The sequence below is a fragment of the Streptomyces sp. NPDC058751 genome (assembly GCF_042746485.1).
Lineage (GTDB): Bacteria > Actinomycetota > Actinomycetes > Streptomycetales > Streptomycetaceae > Streptomyces.
In genome coordinates, this window is record NZ_JBHYPZ010000059.1 from 31,873 (window position 1) to 55,652 (window position 23,780).

Sequence of the window (23,780 nt, forward strand, 5' to 3'; positions counted from 1 at the left end):
ACGCCGCCGGGCCCGCCCTCCGGGCGGACGACGGGGATTTGACGACAGGGCCTGGGCGGCCCCGGACATGAGAGAGCCGCGCTTTCCCCCCCTGGCGGAGGGAAAGCGCGGCTCCTTCGTGCGCGGGGCCCCGGGGACACGGATCGGGGCTCCGACATCTCGGGGCGGCGGCGGCCCGGGGCTCAGTACGACGAGCCCCCGGCGCCCAGGGAGCCCGTCGGGTGCCAGACCGTCTTCGTCTCCAGGAAGGCCGTCAGGCGCTCGGTCCCGGGAGTCCGCGCGTAATCCACAGCCTGTGGACGGACGACGCGCTTCAGGTTGTCCGCGGCCGCGACCTCCAGCTCCTTCGCCAGCACCTCGTCCGCGCCGGCCAGGTCGATCGCGTTGACGTCCTGGTGCGCGGCCAGCGGGGCCGCGATCTCCGCGGTCCGGCCGGACAGGATGTTCACCACGCCGCCGGGCACGTCGGAGGTGGCCAGCACCTCGCCCAGCGACAGCGCCGGGAGCGGGGACTTCTCGCTGGCGATCACGATCACCGTGTTGCCGGTGGCGATCACCGGGGCGATCACCGACACCAGGCCCAGGAAGGACGACTCCTGCGGTGCCAGGACCGTCACCACACCCGTCGGCTCGGGGGAGGAGAGGTTGAAGTACGGGCCCGCGACCGGGTTGCCGCCGCCCACCACCTGGGCGATCTTGTCGGTCCAGCCCGCGTACCAGACCCAGCGGTCGATCGCCGCGTCCACGACGGCCGCCGCCTTCGCCTTCGACAGGCCCTCCGCGTCGGCCACCTCGCGGACGAACTGCTCCTTGCGGCCCTCCAGCATCTCGGCGACGCGGTACAGGACCTGGCCGCGGTTGTACGCGGTCGCGCCGGACCAGCCGCCGAACGCCTTGCGCGCGGCGACGACCGCGTCACGGGCGTCCTTGCGGCTCGACTGCGGCGCGTTCGCCAGCCACTTGCCCTTGGAGTCGCTCACCTCGTACACCCGGCCGCTCTCGGAACGCGGGAACTTGCCGCCCACGTATAGCTTGTAGGTCTTGAAGACGCTCAGGCGCTGCTGCTCGGACTTCTCGGCTGCACTCATTTATCGCTCGCCCTCCGGGCTAGACGGGGCGAGGTACGCCTCCAGGCCGTGCCGGCCGCCCTCGCGGCCGAAGCCCGACTCCTTGTACCCGCCGAACGGCGAGGTGGGGTCGAACTTGTTGAACGTGTTGGACCAGACGACACCCGCGCGGAGCTTGTTCGCCACGGAGAGGATCCGGGAACCCTTCTCGGACCAGACGCCCGCCGAGAGGCCGTACGCGGAGTTGTTGGCCTTGGCGACCGCCTCGTCCGGGGTGCGGAACGTCAGGACGGACAGCACCGGACCGAAGATCTCGTCCCGGGCGACGGTGTGCGCCTGGGTGACGTTCGTGAAGAGCGTCGGCGCGAACCAGTAGCCGGCGGACGGGAGTTCGCAGGCCGGGGACCAGCGCTCGGCGCCCTCCGCCTCGCCCTGCTCGACGAGCGAGGTGATGCGCGCGAGCTGCTCGGAGGAGTTGATCGCGCCGATGTCCGTGTTCTTGTCCAGCGGGTCGCCGAGGCGCAGGGTCGACAGACGGCGCTTGAGCGAGTCGAGCAGCTCGTCGTGGATCGACTCCTGGACCAGCAGCCGCGAACCCGCGCAGCAGACCTGGCCCTGGTTGAAGAAGATGCCGCTGACGATGCCCTCGACGGCCTGGTCGATCGGGGCGTCGTCGAAGACGATGTTCGCGCCCTTGCCGCCCAGTTCGAGCGTGACCTTCTTGTGCGAGCCCGCGACCGTCCGCGCGATCTCCTTGCCCACGGCCGTGGAGCCGGTGAAGGCGACCTTGTCCACGTCCGGGTGTGCGACCAGCGCCGCACCCGCGTCGCCGTACCCGGGAAGGATGTTGACGACACCCTTGGGCAGGCCCGCCTGGCGGCAGATGTCCGCGAAGAACAGCGCCGTCAGGGGCGTGGTCTCCGCGGGCTTGAGGACGACCGTGTTGCCGGTCGCGAGGGCCGGGGCGATCTTCCACGCCAGCATCAGCAGCGGGAAGTTCCACGGGATGACCTGGCCCGCGACGCCCAGCGGACGCGGGTTCGCGCCGAAACCGGCGTGGTCGAGCTTGTCGGCCCAGCCCGCGTAGTAGAAGAAGTGCGCGGCGACCAGGGGGAGGTCCGCGTCCCGGGTCTCCTTGATCGGCTTGCCGTTGTCCAGCGTCTCCAGGACCGCCAGCTCGCGGCTGCGCTCCTGGATGATCCGCGCGATGCGGAACAGGTACTTGGCGCGCTCGGAGCCCGGCAGCGCGGACCACTTCACGAACGCCTTGCGGGCCGCCTTCACCGCGCGGTCGACGTCCGCCTCGCCCGCCTGGGCGATCTCGGAGAGGACCTCCTCGGTGGAGGGGGAGACGGTCTTGAAGACCTTGCCCTCGGCGGCCTCGGTGAACTCACCGTCGATGAACAGGCCGTAGGAGGGGGCGATGTCGACGACGGAGCGGGACTCGGGCGCCGGGGCGTATTCGAATGCGGAAGCCATGATGGATCAGTCCACCGTCACGTAGTCGGGGCCGGAGTAGCGGCCGGTGGCCAGCTTCTGACGCTGCATCAGCAGGTCGTTCAGGAGCGAGGACGCGCCGAAGCGGAACCAGTGGTTGTCCAGCCAGTCCTCGCCCGCGGTCTCGTTCACCAGGACCAGGAACTTGACGGCGTCCTTCGTGGTGCGGATGCCGCCGGCCGGCTTCACGCCGACCTGCACGCCGGTCTGGGCGCGGAAGTCGCGGACCGCCTCCAGCATCAGCAGCGTGTTCGCGGGCGTCGCGTTCACGGCCACCTTGCCGGTGGAGGTCTTGATGAAGTCGGCCCCGGCGAGCATGCCGAGCCAGCTCGCCCGCCGGATGTTGTCGTACGTCGACAGCTCGCCGGTCTCGAAGATGACCTTCAGGCGAGCGGCGCCCGAGGCCTCCTTCACGGCGACGATCTCGTCGTACACCTTCATGTAGTCACCCGCGAGGAACGCCCCGCGGTCGATGACCATGTCGATCTCGTCGGCACCCGCGGCGACGGCGTCACGGACGTCGGCCAGCTTCACGGCGAGCGCGGCGCGGCCGGCCGGGAACGCGGTCGCGACCGAGGCGACCTTCACCCCGGAGCCGGCGACGGCCTCCTTCGCGACGGCCACCATGTCGGGATAGACGCAGACCGCCGCCGTGGTGGGCGTCGTGCGGTCGGTCGGGTCCGGGAGGACCGCCTTGGCGCCGAGCGCCCGGACCTTGCCCGGGGTGTCCGCGCCTTCCAGCGTCGTCAGGTCGACCATCGAGATGGCGAGGTCGATGGCGTACGCCTTCGCGGTGGTCTTGATGGAACGGGTGCCGAGCGAGGCGGCGCGCGCCTCCAGGCCGACCGCGTCGACGCCGGGCAGCCCGTGGAGGAAGCGGCGCAGCGTGCTGTCGGACGCGGTCACGTCGCCGAGTGCGTGTGCGTGGGCAGAGGTGGGCATGGTCACCAGACGAGCATATCTACGCGCGTAGCGGCTTGTACAGCCCCCGGGGTCCGGGGGATTTTTTCGGCCACCCCGCCCGGTGCGCGCGTCCGCCGACCCCTCGGGGTCGCCCCGGGCCCCCGTTTTCGGCCTCCGCCTGCTACGGGCGTTTTTCGCCCCCTCCGCCCCTACCCGACCCGTACCGGGGGCGCCGCCCCCGGACCCCCGCTCCTCAAACGCCGGAGGGGCTGGATCTTGCACCCGCACCCGGGATCCGGCGGGAGGGGCCGTGCCGGTACATCGATGCCCGTCGCCACTAACGTTCACCGCTCGTCCAACGGCGACGGGCTGATGCACCGGCACGGCCCCGACCCCCCACCGGACCGGTGCCGCCCCCACTCACCCGCGCGGCTAGCCCGCGTGCGCGTCGATCTGCCAGCAAGCCGCCGTGAAGCGGACCTCCGTGTCGTGGACGTACGGGTCGAACGCGGGGCGGACCGCCGAGACGACCCGGCCCCTCGTCGTCTCGTCCGCGTCACGCAGGGCGATACCGACCGGCCCGAACCTGCTGAAGTACGGAACCAGCTCCTTCTCGGGCATGACGCACGTCACGTCGACGGGCCGGACGCCGACCCCGGCCCACCCCGCCCCCTCCAGCAGACGACGCGCCCTGTCCGCGTCCGCCAGGGCGAACTGCCCCGGCGCGCCGGACTCGCGCACGGGCAGATCCGGGAGGAACGGCGCCGCGGCCCGCTCGGCCGTCGTCATGAACGGGTTCTCCGCGATGTCGCGCCAGACGACGAACCGCAGGCCGGCGTTCTCCTTCGCCGCCCGCCGCAGGTTGGCGAAGGCCCGCCCCGGATCGGAGAAGAACATGACCCCGAAACGGGAGACGACCCCGTCGAAGGAGGCGGGCTCGAAGACGTGGTCCTGAGCGTCGGCACGAACGAACGAGACCTCCGCACCCTCCCGCTCCGCCCGGGCCCGCCCGGCCTCCACCATCGGCTCCGAGATGTCGACGCCGACGCACCGGCCCCCGGCCCCGAGCCGGCGCGCGATGGCCACCGTCGTGCCGCCCGTGCCGCAGCCGACATCGAGGACCCGGCCGCCCCGCCCCGCCGGAAACGTCTCGACGAGCAGCTTCTCCAGCGGCGCGAACAACGCGTCCACCATGTCCTGGGCCTCGACCCAGGCGTTCCCCGACGGCCCGTTCCAGCGCGCGGCCTGCTCGTCGCCCGCCGTGTCGCCGGCCCCGTGATCGGATCCCATCACGCCTCCTGTGGTTGCCCGTACGGCCTGTGGACAACACCGTCCTCCTGCGGACCCGGATATGGATATCGCCGGGAAGGCGGATGTCGCGAGGCCCTTCGCGACCATAGCGAGACCCGGCCGAGCCCGAGCGCGCGGCACACGTCGTGCACAATCGGGACCATGACGACCCCCGACCACCAGTCACCCCTTCCGGACACCTCGCGACCCGAGGCCCGGGACCGGATCTACCGGTCGCCCGCCGGTATCGCGGGCGGCGTCCTCCTGCTGCTCATCGTGGGCTGGCTCGGCATCGACGCACTGTTCTCCGGGCACGGCCGCACCCCTTGGCTGGCGCTCGCCGGACTGATCCTCGTCGTCCCCGTGGTGACCGCCTTCACGCTGCGCCCCGCCGTCTACGCCAACGAGGACCGGCTGCGCGTCCGCAACCCGCTGCGCGTGATCGTGCTCCCCTGGAGCAAGGTCGCCTCCCTGCGGTCGCACTACTCGAACGAGGTGGTCGACGCCTCGGGCACGAAGTACCAGCTGTGGGCGCTGCCGGTGTCACTGCGCGCCCGCAAGAAGGCGGCCAGACAGTTGTCGCGGGCCGAGGCCAACCGTGGAGGCGGCAGGCGTCCGTCGCCGGGCCGCGCGTCCGCCTTCGGCCTGGGCGCCGCCACCGACGCGCCGGTCCGCCCCGAGACCGACCGGATCATGGACGAGCTGCGCCAGCTGGCCGAGACCCGGGCCGCCGCGGAGGGCTCGCAGGGAGAGGTCACGGTGCGCTGGGCGTACGAGCTGATGGGCCCCGCGCTGGCCGGCCTCGTGCTCCTGACCATCCTGCTGGCCGTCGGCTGAGGCACCGCGGCCCGTTCCCCGCTCCCCGATCCCCGCAGCCCGTTCCCCGCTCCCGGCTCCGGAGCCCCGGCGGATCCGGCGTGCCTGCCCGCTCCCGGCGACACCGGGACGACGGACGGTGTTCGGCTCCCCCGGGACCGGCGCACCTCCGACCACGTGAACGGACGCTCCGGCTGACGGCCGCGCCCCGGGCCCGGCAGACACGTTCCGGGGCCCGGCCGAGCGCGCCCTAGGGCGCGCTCGGCCACACCAGGGTCATGTACGCCCCGCAGTACGCCGACCCGAGGACCGCGGCCGTCAGGAACAGCGCCCTGGAGCGGCGTGAGGCGCGGGCCAGGTGCAGGGCCACGGGGAGCAGCAGCGGGAAGCCCGGAAGCAGGAAGCGGGCCCGCGGGAAGTAGACGCCGCCGCTGCCGAGGACGATCAGCAGCAGGACCCCGGTGAAGACGAGGAGGGGAAGGGGCTGGCGGTCCGCCGCCGAGAGCGCGTACAGCGCCACCGCCGCCAGCAGGGTCACGGTCACCATCACCAGGAACAGCTCCGGCGAGGAGTTCTGCGCCAGCACCTCCCGCAGCCGGCGCACGGTCTCCGCGCCGCCGTCCCACTCGTTGTGCCACAGCCGCTGTACGGCGAGGTAGCCGTCCCAGCGGCCCAGTCTGAGGCCCACCCAGCCGACGTACGCGAGCCAGCCCGCCGGGGCCAGGACGGCCGCGGCGAGTGCCCGGACGGTGAAGCCCCGGCGCAGCGACAGCAGGGCCGCCACGGTCACGGCGGCGGCCACCGCGATCCCGGTGGGCCGGGTCAGCCCCGCCAGCGCCGCCAGCGAGGCGGCCCACAGCGGCCGGCCGGTGAGGACCGCGTACAGCGCCCACGCCGCGAACGTGGTGAACAGCGACTCCGTGTAACCCATCCACTGGACCAGCCCGACCGGCAGCGCCGCCCACAGCACGGTCAGCAGCACGCCCACGCGACGGCCGTGCAGATGGCTGCCCACCGCGTGGACGCCCCACGCGGCGAGGAACGAGCACACGACCGAGACCGCCAGACCGGTCGAGGCGCGCGTGCCCGGCGTCACCGCCGCGACCGCCTTGACCAGGACCGGGTAGAGCGGGAAGAAGGCCAGGTTGTTCGCGTCGAACGCGGTGCCCAGATGGCGTGCGTAACCGTGGTCGGCGATGCCGAGGTACCAGTCCGCGTCCCACTGGGCCGCCAGGATCGGCCAGACACCGTGATGTCTGCGGTGCGCCCAGAGCGCGAGGGCGAGCAGTCCGGTGAGGCGGACGGCCGCGTAGGCCGTCAGGGCGGGGGCCGCGTGCCGCAGACCGGCGCGGACCAGGGTGAGGAGACCGGCCGCGCCGGGCGCGCGCCGGGCGGCGGGGACGCCGTGGGCGGCCGCGTCCGGGGTGCTCCGGGGCGGGGCGGACGTCGGCCGGGAATCGGTCGAGGGCACGCGGCGGCTCCTGGGGCTCGATGGTGCGCTGCCGGTAACCGTTCCTCGGTCGTCCGGCGGCGCACGGGAGCGCTGCGGCAACTGCCGTGCGGAAATCACCCGTAAGGAGGGTGGATGTGCATGTCATGGCCCGGCGGGAGGCGACAGAGTGCCGCCTCCCGCCGGAGAGAGCGCCGCTTCGGTCGGAGAGCGCCGCTCCAGTCTGAGAGCGCTGCTCCAGTCTGAGAGCGCCGCTCCCGCTGGAGAGCACTACTCCGGTGGGAGAGCACCGCTCCAGCCGGAGCGTGGGATCAGATGCCGGCCGCGGCCGACAGGTCCCGCTTGATCGCCGTCAGCAGCTCGGCCGCCTTCGCGTGGGCCGCCGGGAGGGCGTCGTGGCCGTCGACCGGCACCACGACCTCCAGGTAGCACTTCAGCTTGGGCTCGGTGCCGCTCGGGCGGACGATGACCCGGGCGCCGTCGAGGGTGTAGCGCAGGCCGTCCGTGGGCGGCAGCCGGTCCGTCCCCCGGGTCAGGTCCTCGGCCCTGGTGATGGCGAGGCCCGCGAGCTCCGTGGGCGGCTGCTCGCGCAGCCGGCGCATGGCGTTCGCGATGACGGAGAGGTCCTGCACCCGGACCGAGAGCTGGTCGGTGGCGTGCAGCCCGTACGCGACGGCGATGTCGTCGAGGAGGTCGAGCAGGGTCCGGCCCTGCTCCTTGAGCTCCGAGGCCAGCTCGGTGATCAGGAGGGCGGCGGTGATGCCGTCCTTGTCGCGTACGCCCTCGGGGTCGACGCAGTAGCCGAGCGCCTCCTCGTACCCGAACCGCAGGCCCTCGACGCGGGCGATCCACTTGAAGCCGGTGAGGGTCTCCTCGTACGGCAGACCGGCGCCCTCGGCGATCCGGCCGAGCAGCGAGGAGGAGACGATCGACTCGGCGAAGACGCCGCGCGCGCCGCGCCGCACCAGGTGCTCGGCGAGCAGCGCGCCGACCTCGTCGCCGCGCAGCATGCGCCAGTCGGCTCCGGCCCGCACGGCCACGGCGCACCGGTCGGCGTCCGGGTCGTTGGCGACGACCAGGTCGGGTTCCGCCGCGCGGGCCGCCGCGAAGGCGAGGTCCATCGCGCCGGGCTCCTCCGGGTTGGGGAAGGCCACGGTCGGGAAGTCCGGGTCGGGCTCCGCCTGCTCGGCGACGAGCACCGGCTCCGGGAACCCGGCCCGCGCGAAGGCCGCGAGCAGCACGTCCTTGCCGACGCCGTGCATCGCCGTGTAGACGGTGCGGGCGGTGCGCGGCGAGCCCTCGGCGAGGACGGCGTCCGTACGGGCCAGATAGGCGTCCAGGACCTCCTCGCCGAGGGTCTCCCAGCCGGAGTCGGGGCGGGGCACGTCGGCGAGCGCGCGGACCGCGGCGATCTCGGCGGCGATCTCCGCGTCGGCCGGCGGGACGATCTGGGAGCCGTCGCCGAGGTAGACCTTGTAGCCGTTGTCCCGGGGCGGGTTGTGGCTCGCGGTGACCTCCACGCCCGCGACGGCGCCGAGGTGCCTTATGGCGTAGGCGAGGACGGGGGTGGGCAGCGGCCGGGGCAGGACGGCGGCGCGCAGGCCGGCGCCCGTCATCACGGCCGCCGTGTCCCGGGCGAAGTCCGCGGACTTGTGGCGGGCGTCGTAGCCGATCACCACGAGTCCGCCGGTCTGTCCCTTGGCCTTGAGATACGCGGCGAGTCCGGCCGCGGCCCGGATGACCACGCTGCGGTTCATCCGCATGGGCCCCGCGCCGAGCTCACCGCGCAGACCCGCGGTGCCGAACTGGAGCGTCCCGCCGAAGCGGACGGACAGTTCGGTGACGTCCTCCGCCTCGATGAGCTCGGCGAGTTCGTCACGGGTCTCCGGGTCGGGGTCCTCGGCCAGCCACGCCTTGGCCCGCGCGACGGTGTCGTCCTGCACCTGGGGTGCACCTCTCTTCGGTCGTACGGTTCCGTGTGCCGGGTCGTCCCGCCCCCGGCGCCGGGGGCGACCGCCCTGTCGTCTACAGACGATCCAGCACCTGGGTCAGAAGTTCTCCCATGCGCGCGGCCGAGTCGCGGCCCGCCTGGAGGACTTCCTCGTGGTTGAGGGGCTCGCCCGTCATGCCGGCGGCGAGGTTGGTGACGAGGGAGATGCCGAGCACCTCGGCGCCCGCCTCACGCGCGGCGATGGCTTCGAGGGTCGTGGACATGCCGACCAGGTCGGCGCCGATGACACGGGCCATCCGGATCTCGGCGGGCGTCTCGTAGTGCGGGCCGGGGAACTGCGCGTAGACGCCCTCCTCCAGCGTGGGGTCGACCTCCTTGCACAGCGCGCGCAGGCGCGGCGAGTACAGGTCGGTGAGGTCCACGAAGTTCGCGCCCACGATCGGCGAGGTGGCCGTCAGGTTGATGTGGTCGCTGATCAGCACGGGCTGACCGGGGCGCATGCCCTCGCGCAGACCGCCGCAGCCGTTGGTGAGGACGATGGTCTTGCAGCCGGCGGCGACGGCGGTGCGGACACCGTGCGCGACGGCGGCGACGCCGCGGCCCTCGTAGAAGTGGGTGCGGCCGAGGAAGACCAGGGCGCGCTTGTCGCCGATCCGGTACGAGCGGATCGTGCCGCCGTGTCCCTCGACGGCCGGCGGCGGGAAGCCGGGCAGCTCGGTGACCGGGAACTCGGCCTCGGGGGTGCCGAGGGCGTCCACCGCGGGGGCCCAGCCGGAGCCCATCACGAGGGCGACGTCGTGGGTCTCGGCGCCCGTCAGCTCGCGCAGGCGCGTGGCGGCGGCGTCGGCGGCGGCGTGGGGGTCGCCCTGGATGTCGTCCGGAAGAAGAGATTCGTTCACGCGCAAGAGCGTAGCCGGTTTGGGCCTACGCGCGTAGATGACAGTGCTCACGGTCTTGCGATCGTTGTCTTGTCGTTTCCGACAAATAGGTGAGAGGGAGGACACCGCGAGGGCACGTCGTGACGGGCGGGCGGGTGGGAGGTACGCCGCGGAGCGGCGGCGCGCCCCGGTGGACCGAACCTCAGCAGGGCCTCTTGCGGAGCTCCATGACGTAGTCGTGCGGCGCCCCCGCGGACTCGGCGGCGTCCGCGATCTCGCCCAGATAACGCGCCGAGGGCAGTCCCCCCTCGTACCCGTTCAGTACGTAGAGCCACGCGCTCTCCTCACCCTCCAGTGTGTGCACCCGTACGCGCATCCGGCGGTAGACGTCGAGGCCGACGCCCTCCCAGCGGTCCATGGAGTCCTCGTCCGGCGGTGCGATGTCGTACAGCGACACGAAGACCTGGGACCCGGGTGCCTCGACGATCGTGGCGAGCGCCCCCTCCCAGCCCATGTGCTCGCCGCCGAACGTCAGTCGCCAGCCGTTCAGCCAGCCCGTCGCGCGCAGCGGCGAATGCGGGGCGCGGCGCGTCATGAGCCGCGGGTCGAGATTGCCGGCGTACGCGGCGTAGAGCGACATGGGGTCGAGGGTACGGCAGCGGCGCGTGCGTCTCTCGCGTAACAAAGTGGCCCGGATGTGCCGGACCCGGGACCCCTGGGCGGAAGCACCTTGAAGCGTGCGGGACAATGGAGTACGTGACTCGGATCGTGATCATCGGTGGCGGACCCGGCGGATATGAAGCGGCGCTGGTGGCCGCGCAGCTCGGCGCGGAGGTGACCGTCGTCGACTGCGACGGTCTGGGCGGGGCGTCGGTGCTCACCGACTGCGTGCCGTCGAAGACCCTCATCGCCACGGCCGAGGTGATGACGACCTTCGACTCCTCGTACGAGGAGCTGGGGATCATCGTCGCCGACGACACCCCGCCGATGGAGCAGGCGGCCAAGGTGGTCGGCGTCGACCTCGGCAAGGTCAACCGCCGTGTGAAGCGCCTCGCGCTCGCCCAGTCGCACGACATCACCGCCTCGGTGACCCGCGCCGGCGCCCGTGTGCTGCGCGGCCGCGGACGGCTGGAGGGCATGCAGGCCCTCGACGGCTCCCGCAAGGTGGTGGTCACCGCCGCCGACGGCGCCGAGGAGACCCTCACCGCCGACGCCGTGCTCATCGCCACCGGCGGGCACCCGCGCGAGCTGCCCGACGCGCAGCCCGACGGCGAGCGCATCCTGAACTGGACCCAGGTCTACGACCTCGACGAGCTGCCCGAGGAACTCATCGTGGTCGGCTCCGGCGTCACCGGCGCCGAGTTCGCCGGCGCCTACCAGGCGCTCGGCTCCCGCGTCACCCTCGTCTCCAGCCGCGACCGGGTGCTGCCGGGCGAGGACCCGGACGCCGCCGCGGTCCTGGAGGACGTCTTCCGCCGCCGCGGCATGAACGTCATGGCCCGTTCCCGCGCCGAGTCCGCCAAGCGCGTCGGCGACCGGGTCGAGGTCACGCTCGCCGACGGCCGGGTCATCAGTGGCACGCACTGCCTGATGGCCGTCGGCGCCATCCCCAACAGCGCGGGCATGGGTCTGGAGGAGGCCGGGGTCAGGCTCCGCGACTCCGGGCACATCTGGACCGACAGGGTCTCGCGCACGACCGCCCCGGGCGTCTACGCGGCCGGTGACGTGACCGGCGTCTTCGCCCTCGCGTCCGTGGCCGCCATGCAGGGCCGCATCGCCATGTACCACTTCCTCGGCGACGCGGTGGCCCCGCTGAACCTGAAGACGGTCTCCTCGAACGTCTTCACCGACCCCGAGATCGCCACCGTCGGCTACACGCAGGCCGACATCGACGCGGGCAAGATCGAGGCCCGGGTCGTGAAGCTGCCGCTGCTGCGCAACCCGCGCGCCAAGATGCAGGGCATCCGCGACGGCTTCGTCAAGATCTTCTGCCGCCCCGGCACCGGCATCGTGGTCGGCGGCGTGGTCGTCTCCCCCCGCGCCTCGGAGCTCATCCACCCGATCTCGATCGCGGTCGACAACAATCTGACGGTCGAACAGATCGCGAACGCGTTCACCGTGTACCCCTCCCTGTCCGGCTCGATCGCCGAGGTGGCACGGCAGCTCCACACCCGCAAGACCTCGGGCGAGGGCTGACGTCTTTCGGCGACTCCCCGCTGGTCACGGGGAGTTGGTGACGCTGCGCGAGGCGGGGGCGGTGCGAGTGGGCGCGTATACCACTTACCACCCCGCCATGCGAACAACTTCTGTTATTCGGCGCAAACTGCTGAAAGCAGACGGTCGTTGGGGTTACTGTCAGTTTCGTGTTCGCTGCAGAACGTCGCCAATTGATCCTCGAAATGGTGCGAGCGAACGGGGCCGTGTCGCTCCGTGAGCTCGCCCGCGTCGTCCAGACCTCCGAAGTGACCGTACGGCGGGACGTGCGCGCTCTGGAGGCAGAAGGACTCCTCGACCGCCGGCACGGCGGTGCGGTATTGCCGGGCGGGTTCACGCGGGAGTCCGGCTTTCCGCAGAAATCGCATCTCGCGACCGCCGAGAAGACGGCCATCGCCGATCTCGCCGCGGGCCTCGTGGAAGAAGGCGAGGCCATCGTGGTGGGGGCGGGGACCACCACGCAGGAGCTGGCCCGCCGGCTCGCGCGGGTGCCCGGCCTGACCGTCGTCACCAACTCCCTGCTGGTGGCCCAGGCGTTGGCCCACGCCAACCGCGTGGAGGTCGTGATGACCGGGGGCACCCTGCGCGGTTCCAACTACGCCCTGGTCGGCTCGGGCGCCGAGCAGTCCCTGCAAGGGCTGCGCGTGTCCCGGGCGTTCCTGTCCGGGAGCGGTCTGACCGCCGAGCGCGGACTCTCCACGTCCAACATGCTCTCGGCGTCCGTGGACCGCGCCCTCGTCCAGGCGGCCGCCGAGGTCGTGGTCCTCGCCGACCACACCAAGCTCGGGACGGACACCATGTTCCAGACCGTGCCGACCGACCTCGTCACCCGGCTCGTCACGGACGAGCCGCCCGCCCACGACGACCGTGCGGCCACCGAACTGCAGGCCCTGGCCGACCAGGGCGTCCAGATCGCGGTGGCCGGGGCGTCGGCGTCGGGCGGCGCGGGAGGGGATCCGCTCCCGTCCGGGCGACAGCCGCGCCGGGAGGTACCGCTCCCGGGGCCGCGCCGTGGCCAGGTGGTCCCGGGCTCGGGACCGCAGCTACGGAGCGCGACGGTGATGGGGGACCAGCCCCCGGCCGAAAGGGCACGGGTGGCCGATCTCCGACGCCGCTGAGCGGCGTCGGCGGGAGCCGGAGCGGCCTCAGGGCTTGAGGCCGCGCAGTGTCAGGCCCAGCAGACGGTCGGCCAGCGCGGGGTCGTCCGCCGTCTCCTCCGCCGCCAGCGCGATCGCGTTGGTCAGCTGGAGGAGGTCACCGATCGAGACGTCGGGGCGCACGGCCCCCGACTCCTGGGCGCGCAGCAGCAGGGCGCCGCCCGCCTCACGCATCGGGCCGCTGCACCGGGCGAGGTGGGAACCGTCGTCCCGCGAGGCCGACATGAGGGCGCGCGCGAGCCCGCGGTACTCGCCCGCGTGCGCGATGATCTCGCGCAGCCACTCCACCAGGGCGGTGCACGGCTGCGGGGCGTCGAGCAACTCGCGCGAGCGGGCCAGCAGATCGCTCACGGCCTCCTCGAAGACCGCGCTCATCAAGGCGTGCCGATTCGGGAAGTGCCGGTACAGCGTGCCGATTCCGACGCCCGCGCGCCGGGCCACGTCCTCCAGGGACGTGTCCGTGCCGTGCTCGGCGAAGGCGGAGCGTGCCTCGGCGAGCAGCCGTCCGTGGTTGCGCCGGGCGTCCGCCCGCATCACACGCGGCGCTCCTGGACTCCGGGCGGGCCCCGGCGTCCCGGTCCGCTCGCTCGTGGTCGCGCCCACCATGGCTTCCACCCGCCCTCTTCCGTCGCACGGCTGCGCTCCAGGATGCCACCGGCGGTTCCCCGGCGGACGCCACGGGCCGCGCGCCGGACGGCTCGAAGCATCACGGAGGGTTGTGCGGACGGGGGGCCGGGCGCCGCCGTGGCCGGCCACCGCCCCGCACGGCGAAGCGCCCGGCGGGCCGCAGATGCGGTCGCCGGGCGCTTCGGACGCGAGGGGACGGGCGCGTCACCCGTTCGCGCTGCTCAGTCCTTGATCTCGCAGATGGGGGCCCCGGAGGTGACGGAGGCGCCGACCTCCGCGCTCAGGCCCTTGACGGTGCCGGAGCGGTGCGCGTTCAGGGGCTGTTCCATCTTCATGGCCTCCAGGACGACGATCAGGTCGCCCTCCTTGACCTCCTGGCCCTCCTCGACGGCCACCTTGACGATGGTGCCCTGCATCGGGGAGGCCAGGGTGTCGCCCGAGGCGACCGGGCCGGACTTCTTCGCGGCGCGGCGCTTGGGCTTGGCGCCCGCGGCCAGACCGGTGCGGGCCAGCGACATGCCCAGCGAGACCGGCAGCGAGACCTCCAGACGCTTGCCGCCGACCTCGACGACCACCGTCTCGCGGCCGGGCTCGTCCTCGGTCTCGGCGTCCGCCGGGGCGGCGAACGGCTTGATCTCGTTGACGAACTCGGTCTCGATCCACCGGGTGTGGACCGTGAACGGGTCCTGCGAGCCGGTGAGCTCCGGGGCGAACGCCGGGTCCTCGACCACCGCGCGGTGGAAGGGGATAGCGGTGGCCATGCCCTCGACGTCGAACTCGGCGAGCGCGCGGGCGGCGCGCTGGAGGGCCTGCTTGCGGGTGGCGCCGGTGACGATCAGCTTGGCGAGCAGGGAGTCCCAGGCCGGGCCGATGACACTGCCGGACTCGACGCCCGCGTCCAGCCGGACACCGGGGCCGGTCGGCGGCACGAAGGACGTGACCGTGCCGGGAGCGGGCAGGAAGTTGCGGCCCGGGTCCTCGCCGTTGATGCGGAACTCGATGGAGTGGCCGCGCAGTTCCGGGTCGCCGTAGCCCAGCTCCTCGCCGTCGGCGATGCGGAACATCTCGCGGACCAGGTCGATGCCGGCGACCTCCTCGGTGACCGGGTGCTCGACCTGCAGACGGGTGTTGACCTCCAGGAAGGAGATCGTGCCGTCCACGCCGACCAGGAACTCGACCGTTCCGGCGCCGACGTAGCCGGCCTCCTTCAGGATCGCCTTGGAGGACGAGTACAGCTCCGCCACCTGCGCCTCGGACAGGAACGGGGCGGGAGCCTCCTCCACCAGCTTCTGGTGACGGCGCTGCAGCGAGCAGTCACGCGTGGACACGACGACCACGTTGCCGTGCTGGTCGGCCAGGCACTGGGTCTCCACGTGCCGGGGCTTGTCGAGGTAGCGCTCCACGAAGCACTCGCCGCGGCCGAAGGCCGCGACCGCCTCGCGCACCGCCGACTCGTACAGCTCCGGAACCTCCTCCAGCGTCCGGGCCACCTTCAGACCACGACCGCCGCCACCGAACGCGGCCTTGATCGCGATCGGCAGACCGTGCTGCTCGGCGAACGCGACGACCTCCTCGGCGCCCGAGACCGGGTCCGGGGTGCCGGCCACCAGCGGCGCGCCCGCGCGCTGCGCGATGTGCCGGGCGGCGACCTTGTCGCCCAGGTCGCGGATCGCCTGCGGCGGCGGACCGATCCAGATCAGCCCCGCGTCGAGAACGGCCTGGGCGAAGTCCGCGTTCTCCGAAAGGAAGCCGTAACCCGGATGGATGGCATCCGCGCCCGAGTCCTTGGCGGCCTGCAGCACCTTGGCGATGTCCAGGTAACTGGAGGCCGGAGTGTCACCGCCCAGCGCGAACGCCTCGTCCGCCGCACGGACATGCAGAGCGTCCCGGTCCGGTTCCGCATACACGGCAACGCTCGCGATCCCGGCATCCCGACATGCTCGGGCCACGCGGACAGCGATTTCGCCACGGTTGGCGATGAGCACCTTGCGCACGATGGCTCCCTCCTTGAAAACAAGCCGAGTTTAGGGACAGCCAACACGACGTTTCGAGCTGTCCCCAGTGGTGAGCTTGCCCACACGGAGCGTGATACGAGGCTCGCCCTACCCGCGAAATCCCTTGTCGTGCCAAGGCACGCGGGAATCCTTCCCTGAACCCTAGCCCTCCTGTGTGGCCAAGGTCTCTGTGACTCCGTGCTGCGGCCCACAACGATTCTTTGTCGAGTCCCTACGAATGGCCCAACGATTCTTTGCCCTCGACGGAACCCTTGTCCCTGGGTTTACCCGTTAGTAGCGTTCGGGATGTCTAAGACGTACTTGGGGTAACAGCACGCGGAAGTGGGTGGGGCCGGTGGTGCGCAGACCGCTGGTGTGGGTGGCGGCGATCGTGCTCTTCGTGGAGGCGGTGGGTATCGCCCTCCTCAACTGGTTCCTCGGCACGGTCGTGGACCGCCAGGACATGTCCATGGCCGGACTGGACTCCGACGTGATGGCGCGGTCGTCCAAGATCGGTGGGCTGGTCTTCGGCCTCTACTTCCTGGCGTGCGCCGTGACGGCCCTGCTGGTCGCGCTCCGGCAGCGGCCGCCGGGTGTCCTCGGGCGTGTCCTGCTGATCAGCGCCGCCGTGGTGCACGCGCTGCTCGGCGCCTTCACGGTGGGTCTGGTGGGCTGGGGAGCGTTCACCTTCATGATGGTGGTGCTCGCGTTGATCGTGTTCACCCTTCTGGCCTACGACGGCCGGGAGGCCGGTCCGGTCGACGCCGAGCCGGAGGCCGGCGGGACCGGCGGCGGCGAGGGCGACACGGCCGAGGAGGGTTCCACCGGCCCCGCCGGGAGCGCCGACGCGACGAGCACGGGCCCGGGCGAGGGCGACGGCGTCACCGCGGGGAAGGTCGACCTCGGGAAGGCGGATCTGGGGAAGGCGGATCTGGGGAAGGCGGATCTCACGAAGGCCGACCTGACGAAGGCCGATCTGACCAAGGCCGATCTGACGAAGGCCGATCTGACGAAGGCCGACCTGACGAAGGCCGACCTGACGAAGGCCGACCTGACGAAGGCCGACCTGACCAAGGGCGACCTGGCCAAGGCCGACCTGGCGGAGGGAGCCGAGGCGGCGGGCGCCGTCGAGGCGGAACCCGTGGCCGCGGCGGCCGCTCCGGCCCCCTGACGGCCCCCTGGTCTTCCTCCCGGCCCTCTGCCGCCCTCGGGTGTCCGGGTGCCCCGGCACCCGGGTGCAGGGGCGCTCAGGCGTGCCGGTGCCCGCCTGAGCGGGGTACGGGCGGGTGGGCCCGGGCGGCGGGCCGTCCCGGCCGGCGCCCGGGGCGGTGGTCCTCACGCCTCCCGGGGCGCCCACAACTCCGTGATGCCGACACCCAGTTCGGCGAGCAGCCTGCGCACCAGCGGCAGCGAGATGCCGATGACGTTGCCGTGGTCGCCGTCGATGCCCTCGATGAACGGCGCCGAGCGGCCGTCCAGGGTGAACGCGCCCGCCACGTGCAGGGGTTCACCCGAAGCGACGTACGCGGCGATCTCGTCGTCGGTCGGTTCGCCGAAGCGGACCACGGTCGAGGCGATCCCCGACTCCCACCGCTTCTGGGCCGTGTCCCAGACGCAGTGCCCCGTCTGGAGCGTGCCCGCCCGGCCGCGCATCGCCTTCCAGCGCGCGGTGGCCTCCTCGGCGTCGGCGGGCTTGCCGAGCGCCTGGCCGTCCAGGTCCAGCACCGAGTCGCAGCCGATCACCAGCGCGCCCTGCACCTCGGGCCGCGCCGCCACGACGGAGGCTTTCGCCTCGGCCAGCGCGAGGGCCAGCTCGGCGGGGGTGGGCGCGGTGACGGCGTCCTCGTCGACCCCGCTCACGATCACCTCGGGGGAGAGTCCGGCCTGCCGCAGCAGATTGAGCCGGGCGGGGGACTGGGAGGCGAGCACGAGACGGCGGCGCGGCTGATCGGTCATGTGCCCAGGGTATCGGCGCCGATCCGCCCGCGCCTCGGTTGCCGGGAGGCTCAGCGGACGCCCACCAGGACCATCGCGACCACCATGGCCAGAGCCAGGAGAACGCCCAGGCGCCGCAACATCTCTTGCATGTCGCGCAGCTCATCGGGGGGTTCGTTCTCGGGGTCGGACCACAGCATGCTCCCGATCGTGCGGTGACGAAGGAGCCGGACGCCTGAGTACGCGTACTCAACTTGCGGACGTCCTGTGAAACGAAGATTCCCCCGCGGACGGGGTCCGCGGGGGAATCGGGGTGTCGCTCGCCGAGGTGGCCGGCCCGGCCGGTGGCCCGAGGGGGCTAGCCCGGCCAGTAGGTGCGGCCCCACGTCGTCGGGCCCGGCCGCGGGAGCCGGTGCGCGGCGATGCGGGCGGGGTCGGACCAGGAGTCACGCGGCCCGGACGCGCCGGACGGGGCGGACGCCACCGCCGCGGCGCGTGCCCGGACCACCGCCAGTGCGGCGGCCAGCTCCTCGGGGGTCGGATTGCCCCGTACGACCTTGATCGTCATGTCTGCTCCCAGGATCCTGGTCTGCGGGGGGTCTAGAGCGGGATGTTGCCGTGCTTCTTCGGCGGCAGCGACGCCCGCTTCGTACGCAGCTGACGCAGGCCGCGCACGACGTGGGAGCGGGTCTGCGACGGCATGATCACGCCGTCGATGTAACCGCGCTCGGCCGCCGTGTACGGGTTCAGCAGCGTGTCCTCGTACTCCTGGATCAGCCGGGCCCGGGTGGCCTCCTGGTCCTCGGCGGCCGCGATGGTGCGGCGGTGCAGGATGTTCACCGCGCCCTGCGCGCCCATGACCGCGATCTGCGCGGTGGGCCAGGCGAGGTTGAGGTCGGCGCCCAGGTGCTTGGAGCCCATGACGTCGTACGCGCCGCCGAAGGCCTTGCGGGTGATGACCGTGATCAGCGGGACGGTCGCCTCGGCGTACGCGTAGATCAGCTTGGCGCCGCGGCGGATGATGCCCGTGTGCTCCTGGCCGACGCCCGGGAGGAAGCCGGGCACGTCCACGAAGGTCAGGACGGGCACGTTGAACGCGTCGCACGTCCGCACGAACCGCGCGGCCTTCTCGCTCGCGTCGATGTCCAGGCAGCCGGCGAACTGCATCGGCTGGTTGGCGACGATGCCGACCGGGTGGCCCTCGACCCGGCCGAAGCCGGTGAGGATGTTCGGCGCGAACAGCGGCTGAGTCTCGAAGAACTCGGCGTCGTCCAGGACGTGTTCGATCACCGCGTGCATGTCGTACGGCTGGTTCGCGCTGTCCGGCACGATCGTGTCCAGCTCGCGGTCCTCGTCCGTGAGCGCGAGGTCCGCCTCCTCCGGGAACACCGGGGGCTCGCTGAGGTTGTTGGACGGCAGGTACGACAGCAGCTGCTTGACGTACTCGATCGCGTCCTTCTCGTCGCCCGCCATGTGATGGGCCACGCCCGACACGGCGTTGTGCGTCCGGGCGCCGCCCAGCTCCTCGAAGCCGACGTCCTCGCCCGTCACCGTCTTGATGACGTCGGGACCCGTGATGAACATGTGCGAGGTCTGATCGACCATCACCGTGAAGTCGGTGATGGCGGGGGAGTACACCGCGCCGCCCGCGCACGGGCCGACCACCAGGCTGATCTGCGGGATGACACCCGACGCGTGCGTGTTGCGGCGGAAGATCTCGCCGTACATGCCGAGGGCGCTGACGCCCTCCTGGATCCGGGCGCCGCCCGAGTCGTTGATGCCGATGACCGGGCAGCCGGTCTTCAGCGCGAAGTCCATCACCTTCATGATCTTCTGCCCGAAGACCTCGCCGAGGGCGCCGCCGAAAACGGTGAAGTCCTGGGAGAACACGGCGACGGGGCGGCCGTCGACCATGCCGTAGCCGGTGACCACGCCGTCGCCGTACGGGCGGTTCTTCTCCAGCCCGAAGTCGGTCGACCGGTGCCGCGCGAACTCGTCGAACTCGACGAAGGAGCCCTCGTCCATCAGCAGTTCGATGCGCTCACGAGCCGTCAACTTGCCCTTGGCGTGCTGCTTTTCGACGGCGCGCTCCGAGCCGGCGTGCGTCGCTTCCTGGATGCGGCGCTGCAGATCCGCGAGCTTGCCCGCGGTGGTGTGGATGTCGGGGTGGTGCAGCTCTTCCGGCTCGGACATCGGGTTGCGGCTCCCTGCCTGATCTAAAGGGGACGTGAGGGTGACTGCTCGGAAAACGCGGTGCTCAGAAGCGGTGCTCAGCGGTGCTCGGAAGCGGTGCTCAGAAGGGGGGCTTGCTACTCATCCGTAGCGTAGTGGCGGCCCTACCGATCGGCAGTGCGGCGTTTACCACACCTAGGCTGGGTTGCATGACGCCGCGAGATGCAGCAGACGCGAACGACAACCGGTGGTCCGACCTGGACCGTCCGCCGCTGAACGGAGCCGCCCTGCGCAGGGCGCTGGTCCGCGACGGCGGCCTGTGGCGCGACGTGGAGGTGGTGGAGAGGACCGGGTCGACCAACACCGACCTGGCCGCAGCCGTCACCGGAGGGAAAGGGGCCGACGAGGGCACCGTCCTCGTCGCCGAGGAACAGGACGCCGGACGCGGGCGCCTGGACCGCCGGTGGACCGCTCCGGCCCGCTCCGGCCTCTTCTTCTCCGTGGTGCTGAAACCCGGCCCGGTACCCGTCGAACGCTGGGGGTGGCTGCCGTTGCTCACCGGCGTCGCCGCCGCGACGGCGCTCTCCCGCTCCGCCGGGGTCGACACCGCGCTCAAGTGGCCCAACGACCTGCTCGTCACCGTGGACGGAGAGGAACGCAAGGTCGGCGGCATCCTCGCCGAGCGCGCCGGCGACGACGCGGTCGTCGTCGGCATCGGCGTCAACGTCTCGCTGCGCACGGACGAACTGCCCGTGCCCGGCGCCGGATCGCTCGCGATCGCGGGCGCGACGACCACGGACCGTGACACCGTGCTGCGGGCCGTGCTGCGTTCCTTCGAGGAGTGGTACGCGCGCTGGCGGGACGCGGGCGGCGACCCCGTCGCGTCCGGCCTCCAGGAGACGTACGCGGCCGGCTGCGCGACGCTCGGGCGCACGGTGCGGGCCGAGCTGCCCGGCGGCCGGGCGCTCGTCGGGGAGGCGGTGGCCCTGGACGGGGACGGACGGCTCGTCATCGCGACGGCGGACGGCGTGCAGGAGCCGGTGGGCGCCGGGGACGTGGTGCACCTGCGACCCGCGTGAGACGAGGGACCGAGGGGAGCCAGCCGGGCCGCCCGGCGGGGCGTGTGACCGGGTCCGTGCGCGACGAGGGCCGCCGGCACCGTCCCCGGCCTCGGGTTTCGCCATCGGGAGTGAGCCAGCGCACACCTGCCGTAGAGTTGAGCGCGGTCGAACCTGACCACGGCAGATCGGAAGGGCAGCAGGAGTGACCGTCGACGACACCGGCTCCGGCACGGGCGCCCACCCCGCTCCCGGCGGCGAGCCGGGCCGCACCGCCGGGCCGGTCACGGACGGGACACCCGCACGGGCCGCCGGGGACGGCGAGGCCCGGCAGGACGCCGGTCCCGGCGCCGGGACCGGCACCCGCCCGGACCGTCCCGGCCACCGCCCGGACGACCTCCCGGACCAGGGGAACGGACCCCGCGGCGATGACCGCTACGCCACGGGGAGCGACCCCCGGGGCGGCGGCCACGGCGCCGACGCGCGGCCGGACGTCCGGCCCGACGCACGGTACGAGGCGAACGGCCGCGTGGACCCGCAGGGCGAGCCGGACTCCGGGGAGAACCCGCTCGCGCTGCGCCTGGAAGGGCTGATCCTCGGCGCCGAGCGGCGGTACACCCCCTTCCAGGCGGCCCGCAGCGCGGGCGTCTCCATGGAGCTGGCCTCCCGCTTCTGGCGGGCGATGGGCTTCGCGGACATCGGCCAGGCCAAGGCGCTGACCGAGGCGGACGTGCTCGCCCTGCGCCGCCTCGCCGGTCTCGTCGAGGCGGGCCTGCTGAGCGAGGCCATGGCCGTCCAGGTCGCCCGGTCCACCGGGCAGACCACCGCCCGTCTGGCCGAATGGCAGATCGATTCCTTCCTGGAGGGCCTGACCGAGCCCCCGGAGCCGGGGATGACCCGCACCGAGGTCACGTACCCCCTGATCGAGCTGCTCCTGCCCGAGCTGGAGGAGTTCCTCGTCTACGTCTGGCGCCGCCAGCTCGCCGCGGCCACCGGCCGTGTGGTGCAGGCGGCGGACGACGAGGAGATGGTCGACCGCCGTCTCGCCGTCGGCTTCGCCGACCTGGTCGGCTTCACCCGGCTGACGCGCCGCATGGAGGAGGAGGAGCTCGGCGAACTCGTCGAGGCCTTCGAGACCACCGCGGCGGACCTGGTCGCGGCGCACGGCGGCCGGCTCATCAAGACCCTCGGCGACGAGGTGCTCTACGCCGCGGACGACGCCGGTGTCGCCGCCGAGATCGCGCTGCGGCTCATCGAGACGATGGCCAACGACGAGACGATGCCGGAGCTGCGCGTCGGCATCGCCTTCGGCACGGTGACCACCCGGATGGGCGACGTGTTCGGTACGACCGTGAACCTGGCGAGCCGGCTCACGTCCATAGCGCCGCGTGACGCCGTCCTCGTCGACGGCGCCTTCGCCGAGGAGCTGACCCGCACCGGTGCCTCGCCCGCCTCCGAGGCGGAGGCCGCCGAGGCCGCGGCCGCCGCGGAGAAGGAGGGCGAGGAGCCCCCCTCGTACCGCTTCGCGCTCCAGCCGATGTGGCAGCGGCCCGTCCGGGGTCTCGGTGTCATCGAGCCGTGGCTGCTGGCCCGGCGGTCCGACGGCGCGTAGCGCTTCACCGGTCACCGGTCGTCCCGGTCACCGGTCGCTCTGGCCGCCGGGCTCCTCGGCCGTCCCGGCTTCTCAGTCGTCCTGGCCCTCCTGACCGTCCCGGTCGGGCGACAGCAGCCCGTCCACGCAGATCCCCACGATCGGTACGCACACGCCCGGCGGCCGGTGCGACGGTGCCGGGGTGGTCGGGGCCGGGGTGTGCCGCGGTGTCTCGGCGGGCGGGGTGGCCCTCGGTGTCGGTCGCGGGGCCGGCGGGGTCGCCACGGGGGCCGTGGGGATGCCGGTGGTGGCCGGTGCCGGGGTGGCGGGGGCCTCGCCGCGGGCCGCCGGGACGGCCGGGGCCGTGGTGGCCGGCGTCCGGACCCGTGCCGGGGTCAGGCTCGTGTCCGAGGTGGGTGCCGGGCTCGCCCCGCCCATCGCGGGGCTCGCCGGCGCGGCTCCGGAGTGCGTGGGCGTGGGCATGGCCGCGACGGTGGGGACGGCGTCGTCCGCCGTGCCGCTGTCCGGGGCCGTCACGGCCGGTTCGGCCTCCGTGTTCCTCCCGTCCGCGCCCCCGGTCACCGCGTCCGGGGTCATCCGGGCGAGGCTCAGCACCCCGGCGGCGAGGGCGAGCCCTCCCGCGGCGAAGAGGATCCGGCGCCGGCGGGGCTTGCGGTGCCGGCCGCGGACGGCACGGAGCCGGACGGGCGCGGGCTCGTCGTGTCCGGGGGTGTGCGGGGTGTGCGCGGGTCGGCGCACACCGGCCGAACGCGCCGCCGGAACGATCCCGCACCCCCGACCGGCACCGCCCGCCCCCACATCCCCTGCGGCACCCCCGGCTTCCCGCCCCGCTGCTCCGGCTTCCCGCCCCGCTGCTCCGGCTTCCCGCCCCGCTGCTCCGGCTTCCCGCCCCGCTGCTCCGGCGTCCCGCCCCGCTGCTCCGGCGTCCCGCCCCGCTGCTCCGGCGTCCCGCCCCGCTGCTCCGGCGTCCCGCCCCGCAGCGACGCCTCCTCGGGCGACCGTTCCGGTTTCCGACGCCGTCCCCCTGGAGTTCCGCCCTGCGGCCTCGGCGTTCTGCCCAGCGGCGACGCCTCCTCGGGCGACCGCTCCGGTTTCCGACGCCGTCCCCCTGGAGTTCCGCCCTGCGGCCTCGGCGTTCTGCCCAGCGGCGACGCCTCCT

General features: G+C 72.9%; 21 protein-coding genes. 6 read left to right on the forward strand and 15 right to left on the reverse strand.

The annotated features are described in order from the left end of the window. Positions 1-182: 182 nt before the first annotated feature. The 4 genes from ACFW6B_RS37015 to ACFW6B_RS37030 all read right to left on the reverse strand — a co-directional run bounded on the left by ACFW6B_RS37015 (position 183) and on the right by ACFW6B_RS37030 (position 4,757). A complete protein-coding gene (locus tag ACFW6B_RS37015; RefSeq protein ID WP_386603475.1) occupies positions 183-1,088 on the reverse strand; it encodes an aldehyde dehydrogenase family protein in 906 nt (301 codons plus the stop codon). Beyond that, complete coding sequence (locus ACFW6B_RS37020) at positions 1,089-2,546, reverse strand: aldehyde dehydrogenase family protein (RefSeq protein WP_386603477.1); 1,458 nt, start codon at positions 2,544-2,546, stop codon at positions 1,089-1,091. Between the two features lie 6 nt (positions 2,547-2,552). Beyond that, entirely contained in the window at positions 2,553-3,506 is a 954-nt protein-coding gene (deoC, locus tag ACFW6B_RS37025; RefSeq protein WP_386603518.1) for a deoxyribose-phosphate aldolase, read from the reverse strand. Positions 3,507-3,899: 393 nt separating this feature from the next. Beyond that, positions 3,900-4,757: a class I SAM-dependent methyltransferase gene (locus tag ACFW6B_RS37030; RefSeq protein WP_386603479.1), complete on the reverse strand. Its 858-nt coding sequence runs from the start codon at positions 4,755-4,757 to the stop codon at positions 3,900-3,902. Positions 4,758-4,919: 162 nt separating this feature from the next. Between ACFW6B_RS37030 and ACFW6B_RS37035 the strand changes: the two genes are divergently transcribed. After that, the gene (locus ACFW6B_RS37035) at positions 4,920-5,594 is read left to right on the forward strand and encodes a PH domain-containing protein (protein WP_386603481.1); all 675 of its coding nucleotides are present in this window, start codon (positions 4,920-4,922) and stop codon (positions 5,592-5,594) included. Positions 5,595-5,823: 229 nt separating this feature from the next. Here ACFW6B_RS37035 and ACFW6B_RS37040 read toward each other — a convergent pair whose 3' ends face one another. From ACFW6B_RS37040 to ACFW6B_RS37055, 4 genes are all read right to left on the reverse strand, one after another. Continuing rightward, positions 5,824-7,044: a hypothetical protein gene (locus ACFW6B_RS37040; RefSeq protein ID WP_386603484.1), complete on the reverse strand. Its 1,221-nt coding sequence runs from the start codon at positions 7,042-7,044 to the stop codon at positions 5,824-5,826. Positions 7,045-7,334: 290 nt separating this feature from the next. Then, the gene (locus tag ACFW6B_RS37045; protein WP_386603486.1) at positions 7,335-8,966 is read right to left on the reverse strand and encodes a phospho-sugar mutase; all 1,632 of its coding nucleotides are present in this window, start codon (positions 8,964-8,966) and stop codon (positions 7,335-7,337) included. Positions 8,967-9,048: 82 nt separating this feature from the next. Continuing rightward, a complete protein-coding gene (locus ACFW6B_RS37050) occupies positions 9,049-9,873 on the reverse strand; it encodes a purine-nucleoside phosphorylase (RefSeq protein WP_386603488.1) in 825 nt (274 codons plus the stop codon). A 181-nt stretch (positions 9,874-10,054) separates the two neighbouring features. Further along, on the reverse strand, positions 10,055-10,492 hold the full coding sequence (locus tag ACFW6B_RS37055) for a gamma-glutamylcyclotransferase (protein ID WP_386603490.1): 438 nt from the start codon (positions 10,490-10,492) through the stop codon (positions 10,055-10,057). A gap of 107 nt (positions 10,493-10,599) precedes the next feature. Between ACFW6B_RS37055 and ACFW6B_RS37060 the strand changes: the two genes are divergently transcribed. Continuing rightward, the gene (locus ACFW6B_RS37060) at positions 10,600-12,048 is read left to right on the forward strand and encodes an NAD(P)H-quinone dehydrogenase (protein WP_386603492.1); all 1,449 of its coding nucleotides are present in this window, start codon (positions 10,600-10,602) and stop codon (positions 12,046-12,048) included. Between the two features lie 167 nt (positions 12,049-12,215). Then, positions 12,216-13,184 carry a DeoR/GlpR family DNA-binding transcription regulator gene (locus tag ACFW6B_RS37065; RefSeq protein WP_386603494.1) on the forward strand — a complete coding sequence of 323 codons (969 nt, stop codon included), beginning with the start codon at positions 12,216-12,218 and terminating at the stop codon, positions 13,182-13,184. Between the two features lie 27 nt (positions 13,185-13,211). On the opposite strand, the gene ACFW6B_RS37070 is transcribed toward ACFW6B_RS37065, so the two are convergent. Both ACFW6B_RS37070 and ACFW6B_RS37075 read right to left on the reverse strand, forming a co-directional pair. Beyond that, positions 13,212-13,757, reverse strand: a complete 546-nt coding sequence (locus ACFW6B_RS37070; RefSeq protein WP_386603520.1) for a TetR/AcrR family transcriptional regulator — start codon at positions 13,755-13,757, stop codon at positions 13,212-13,214. Positions 13,758-14,071: 314 nt separating this feature from the next. Then, the gene (locus ACFW6B_RS37075) at positions 14,072-15,844 is read right to left on the reverse strand and encodes an acetyl/propionyl/methylcrotonyl-CoA carboxylase subunit alpha (protein WP_386603496.1); all 1,773 of its coding nucleotides are present in this window, start codon (positions 15,842-15,844) and stop codon (positions 14,072-14,074) included. A 355-nt stretch (positions 15,845-16,199) separates the two neighbouring features. Between ACFW6B_RS37075 and ACFW6B_RS37080 the strand changes: the two genes are divergently transcribed. Beyond that, on the forward strand, positions 16,200-17,015 hold the full coding sequence (locus tag ACFW6B_RS37080; protein ID WP_386603498.1) for a pentapeptide repeat-containing protein: 816 nt from the start codon (positions 16,200-16,202) through the stop codon (positions 17,013-17,015). Between the two features lie 164 nt (positions 17,016-17,179). Here ACFW6B_RS37080 and ACFW6B_RS37085 read toward each other — a convergent pair whose 3' ends face one another. From ACFW6B_RS37085 to ACFW6B_RS37100, 4 genes are all read right to left on the reverse strand, one after another. Then, on the reverse strand, positions 17,180-17,800 hold the full coding sequence (locus ACFW6B_RS37085) for a Maf family protein (protein WP_386603500.1): 621 nt from the start codon (positions 17,798-17,800) through the stop codon (positions 17,180-17,182). A 50-nt stretch (positions 17,801-17,850) separates the two neighbouring features. Then, entirely contained in the window at positions 17,851-17,979 is a 129-nt protein-coding gene (gene mmpB / locus ACFW6B_RS37090; RefSeq protein WP_386603502.1) for a morphogenic membrane protein MmpB, read from the reverse strand. 158 nt (positions 17,980-18,137) lie between these two features. Further along, positions 18,138-18,347, reverse strand: coding sequence for an acyl-CoA carboxylase epsilon subunit (locus ACFW6B_RS37095; RefSeq protein ID WP_386603504.1), 210 nt, complete (start codon positions 18,345-18,347; stop codon positions 18,138-18,140). Positions 18,348-18,379: 32 nt separating this feature from the next. After that, the gene (locus tag ACFW6B_RS37100) at positions 18,380-19,972 is read right to left on the reverse strand and encodes an acyl-CoA carboxylase subunit beta (protein ID WP_386603506.1); all 1,593 of its coding nucleotides are present in this window, start codon (positions 19,970-19,972) and stop codon (positions 18,380-18,382) included. Between the two features lie 188 nt (positions 19,973-20,160). On the opposite strand from ACFW6B_RS37100, the gene ACFW6B_RS37105 reads away from it, so the two are divergent. Both ACFW6B_RS37105 and ACFW6B_RS37110 read left to right on the forward strand, forming a co-directional pair. After that, complete coding sequence (locus ACFW6B_RS37105) at positions 20,161-21,030, forward strand: biotin--[acetyl-CoA-carboxylase] ligase (protein ID WP_386603507.1); 870 nt, start codon at positions 20,161-20,163, stop codon at positions 21,028-21,030. A 184-nt stretch (positions 21,031-21,214) separates the two neighbouring features. After that, the gene (locus ACFW6B_RS37110; RefSeq protein ID WP_386603509.1) at positions 21,215-22,621 is read left to right on the forward strand and encodes an adenylate/guanylate cyclase domain-containing protein; all 1,407 of its coding nucleotides are present in this window, start codon (positions 21,215-21,217) and stop codon (positions 22,619-22,621) included. A gap of 72 nt (positions 22,622-22,693) precedes the next feature. On the opposite strand, the gene ACFW6B_RS37115 is transcribed toward ACFW6B_RS37110, so the two are convergent. Next, positions 22,694-23,359 (reverse strand): hypothetical protein, encoded by a 666-nt coding sequence (locus ACFW6B_RS37115; RefSeq protein ID WP_386603512.1) that lies wholly within the window; start codon positions 23,357-23,359, stop codon positions 22,694-22,696. Between the last annotated feature and the right edge of the window lie 421 nt (positions 23,360-23,780).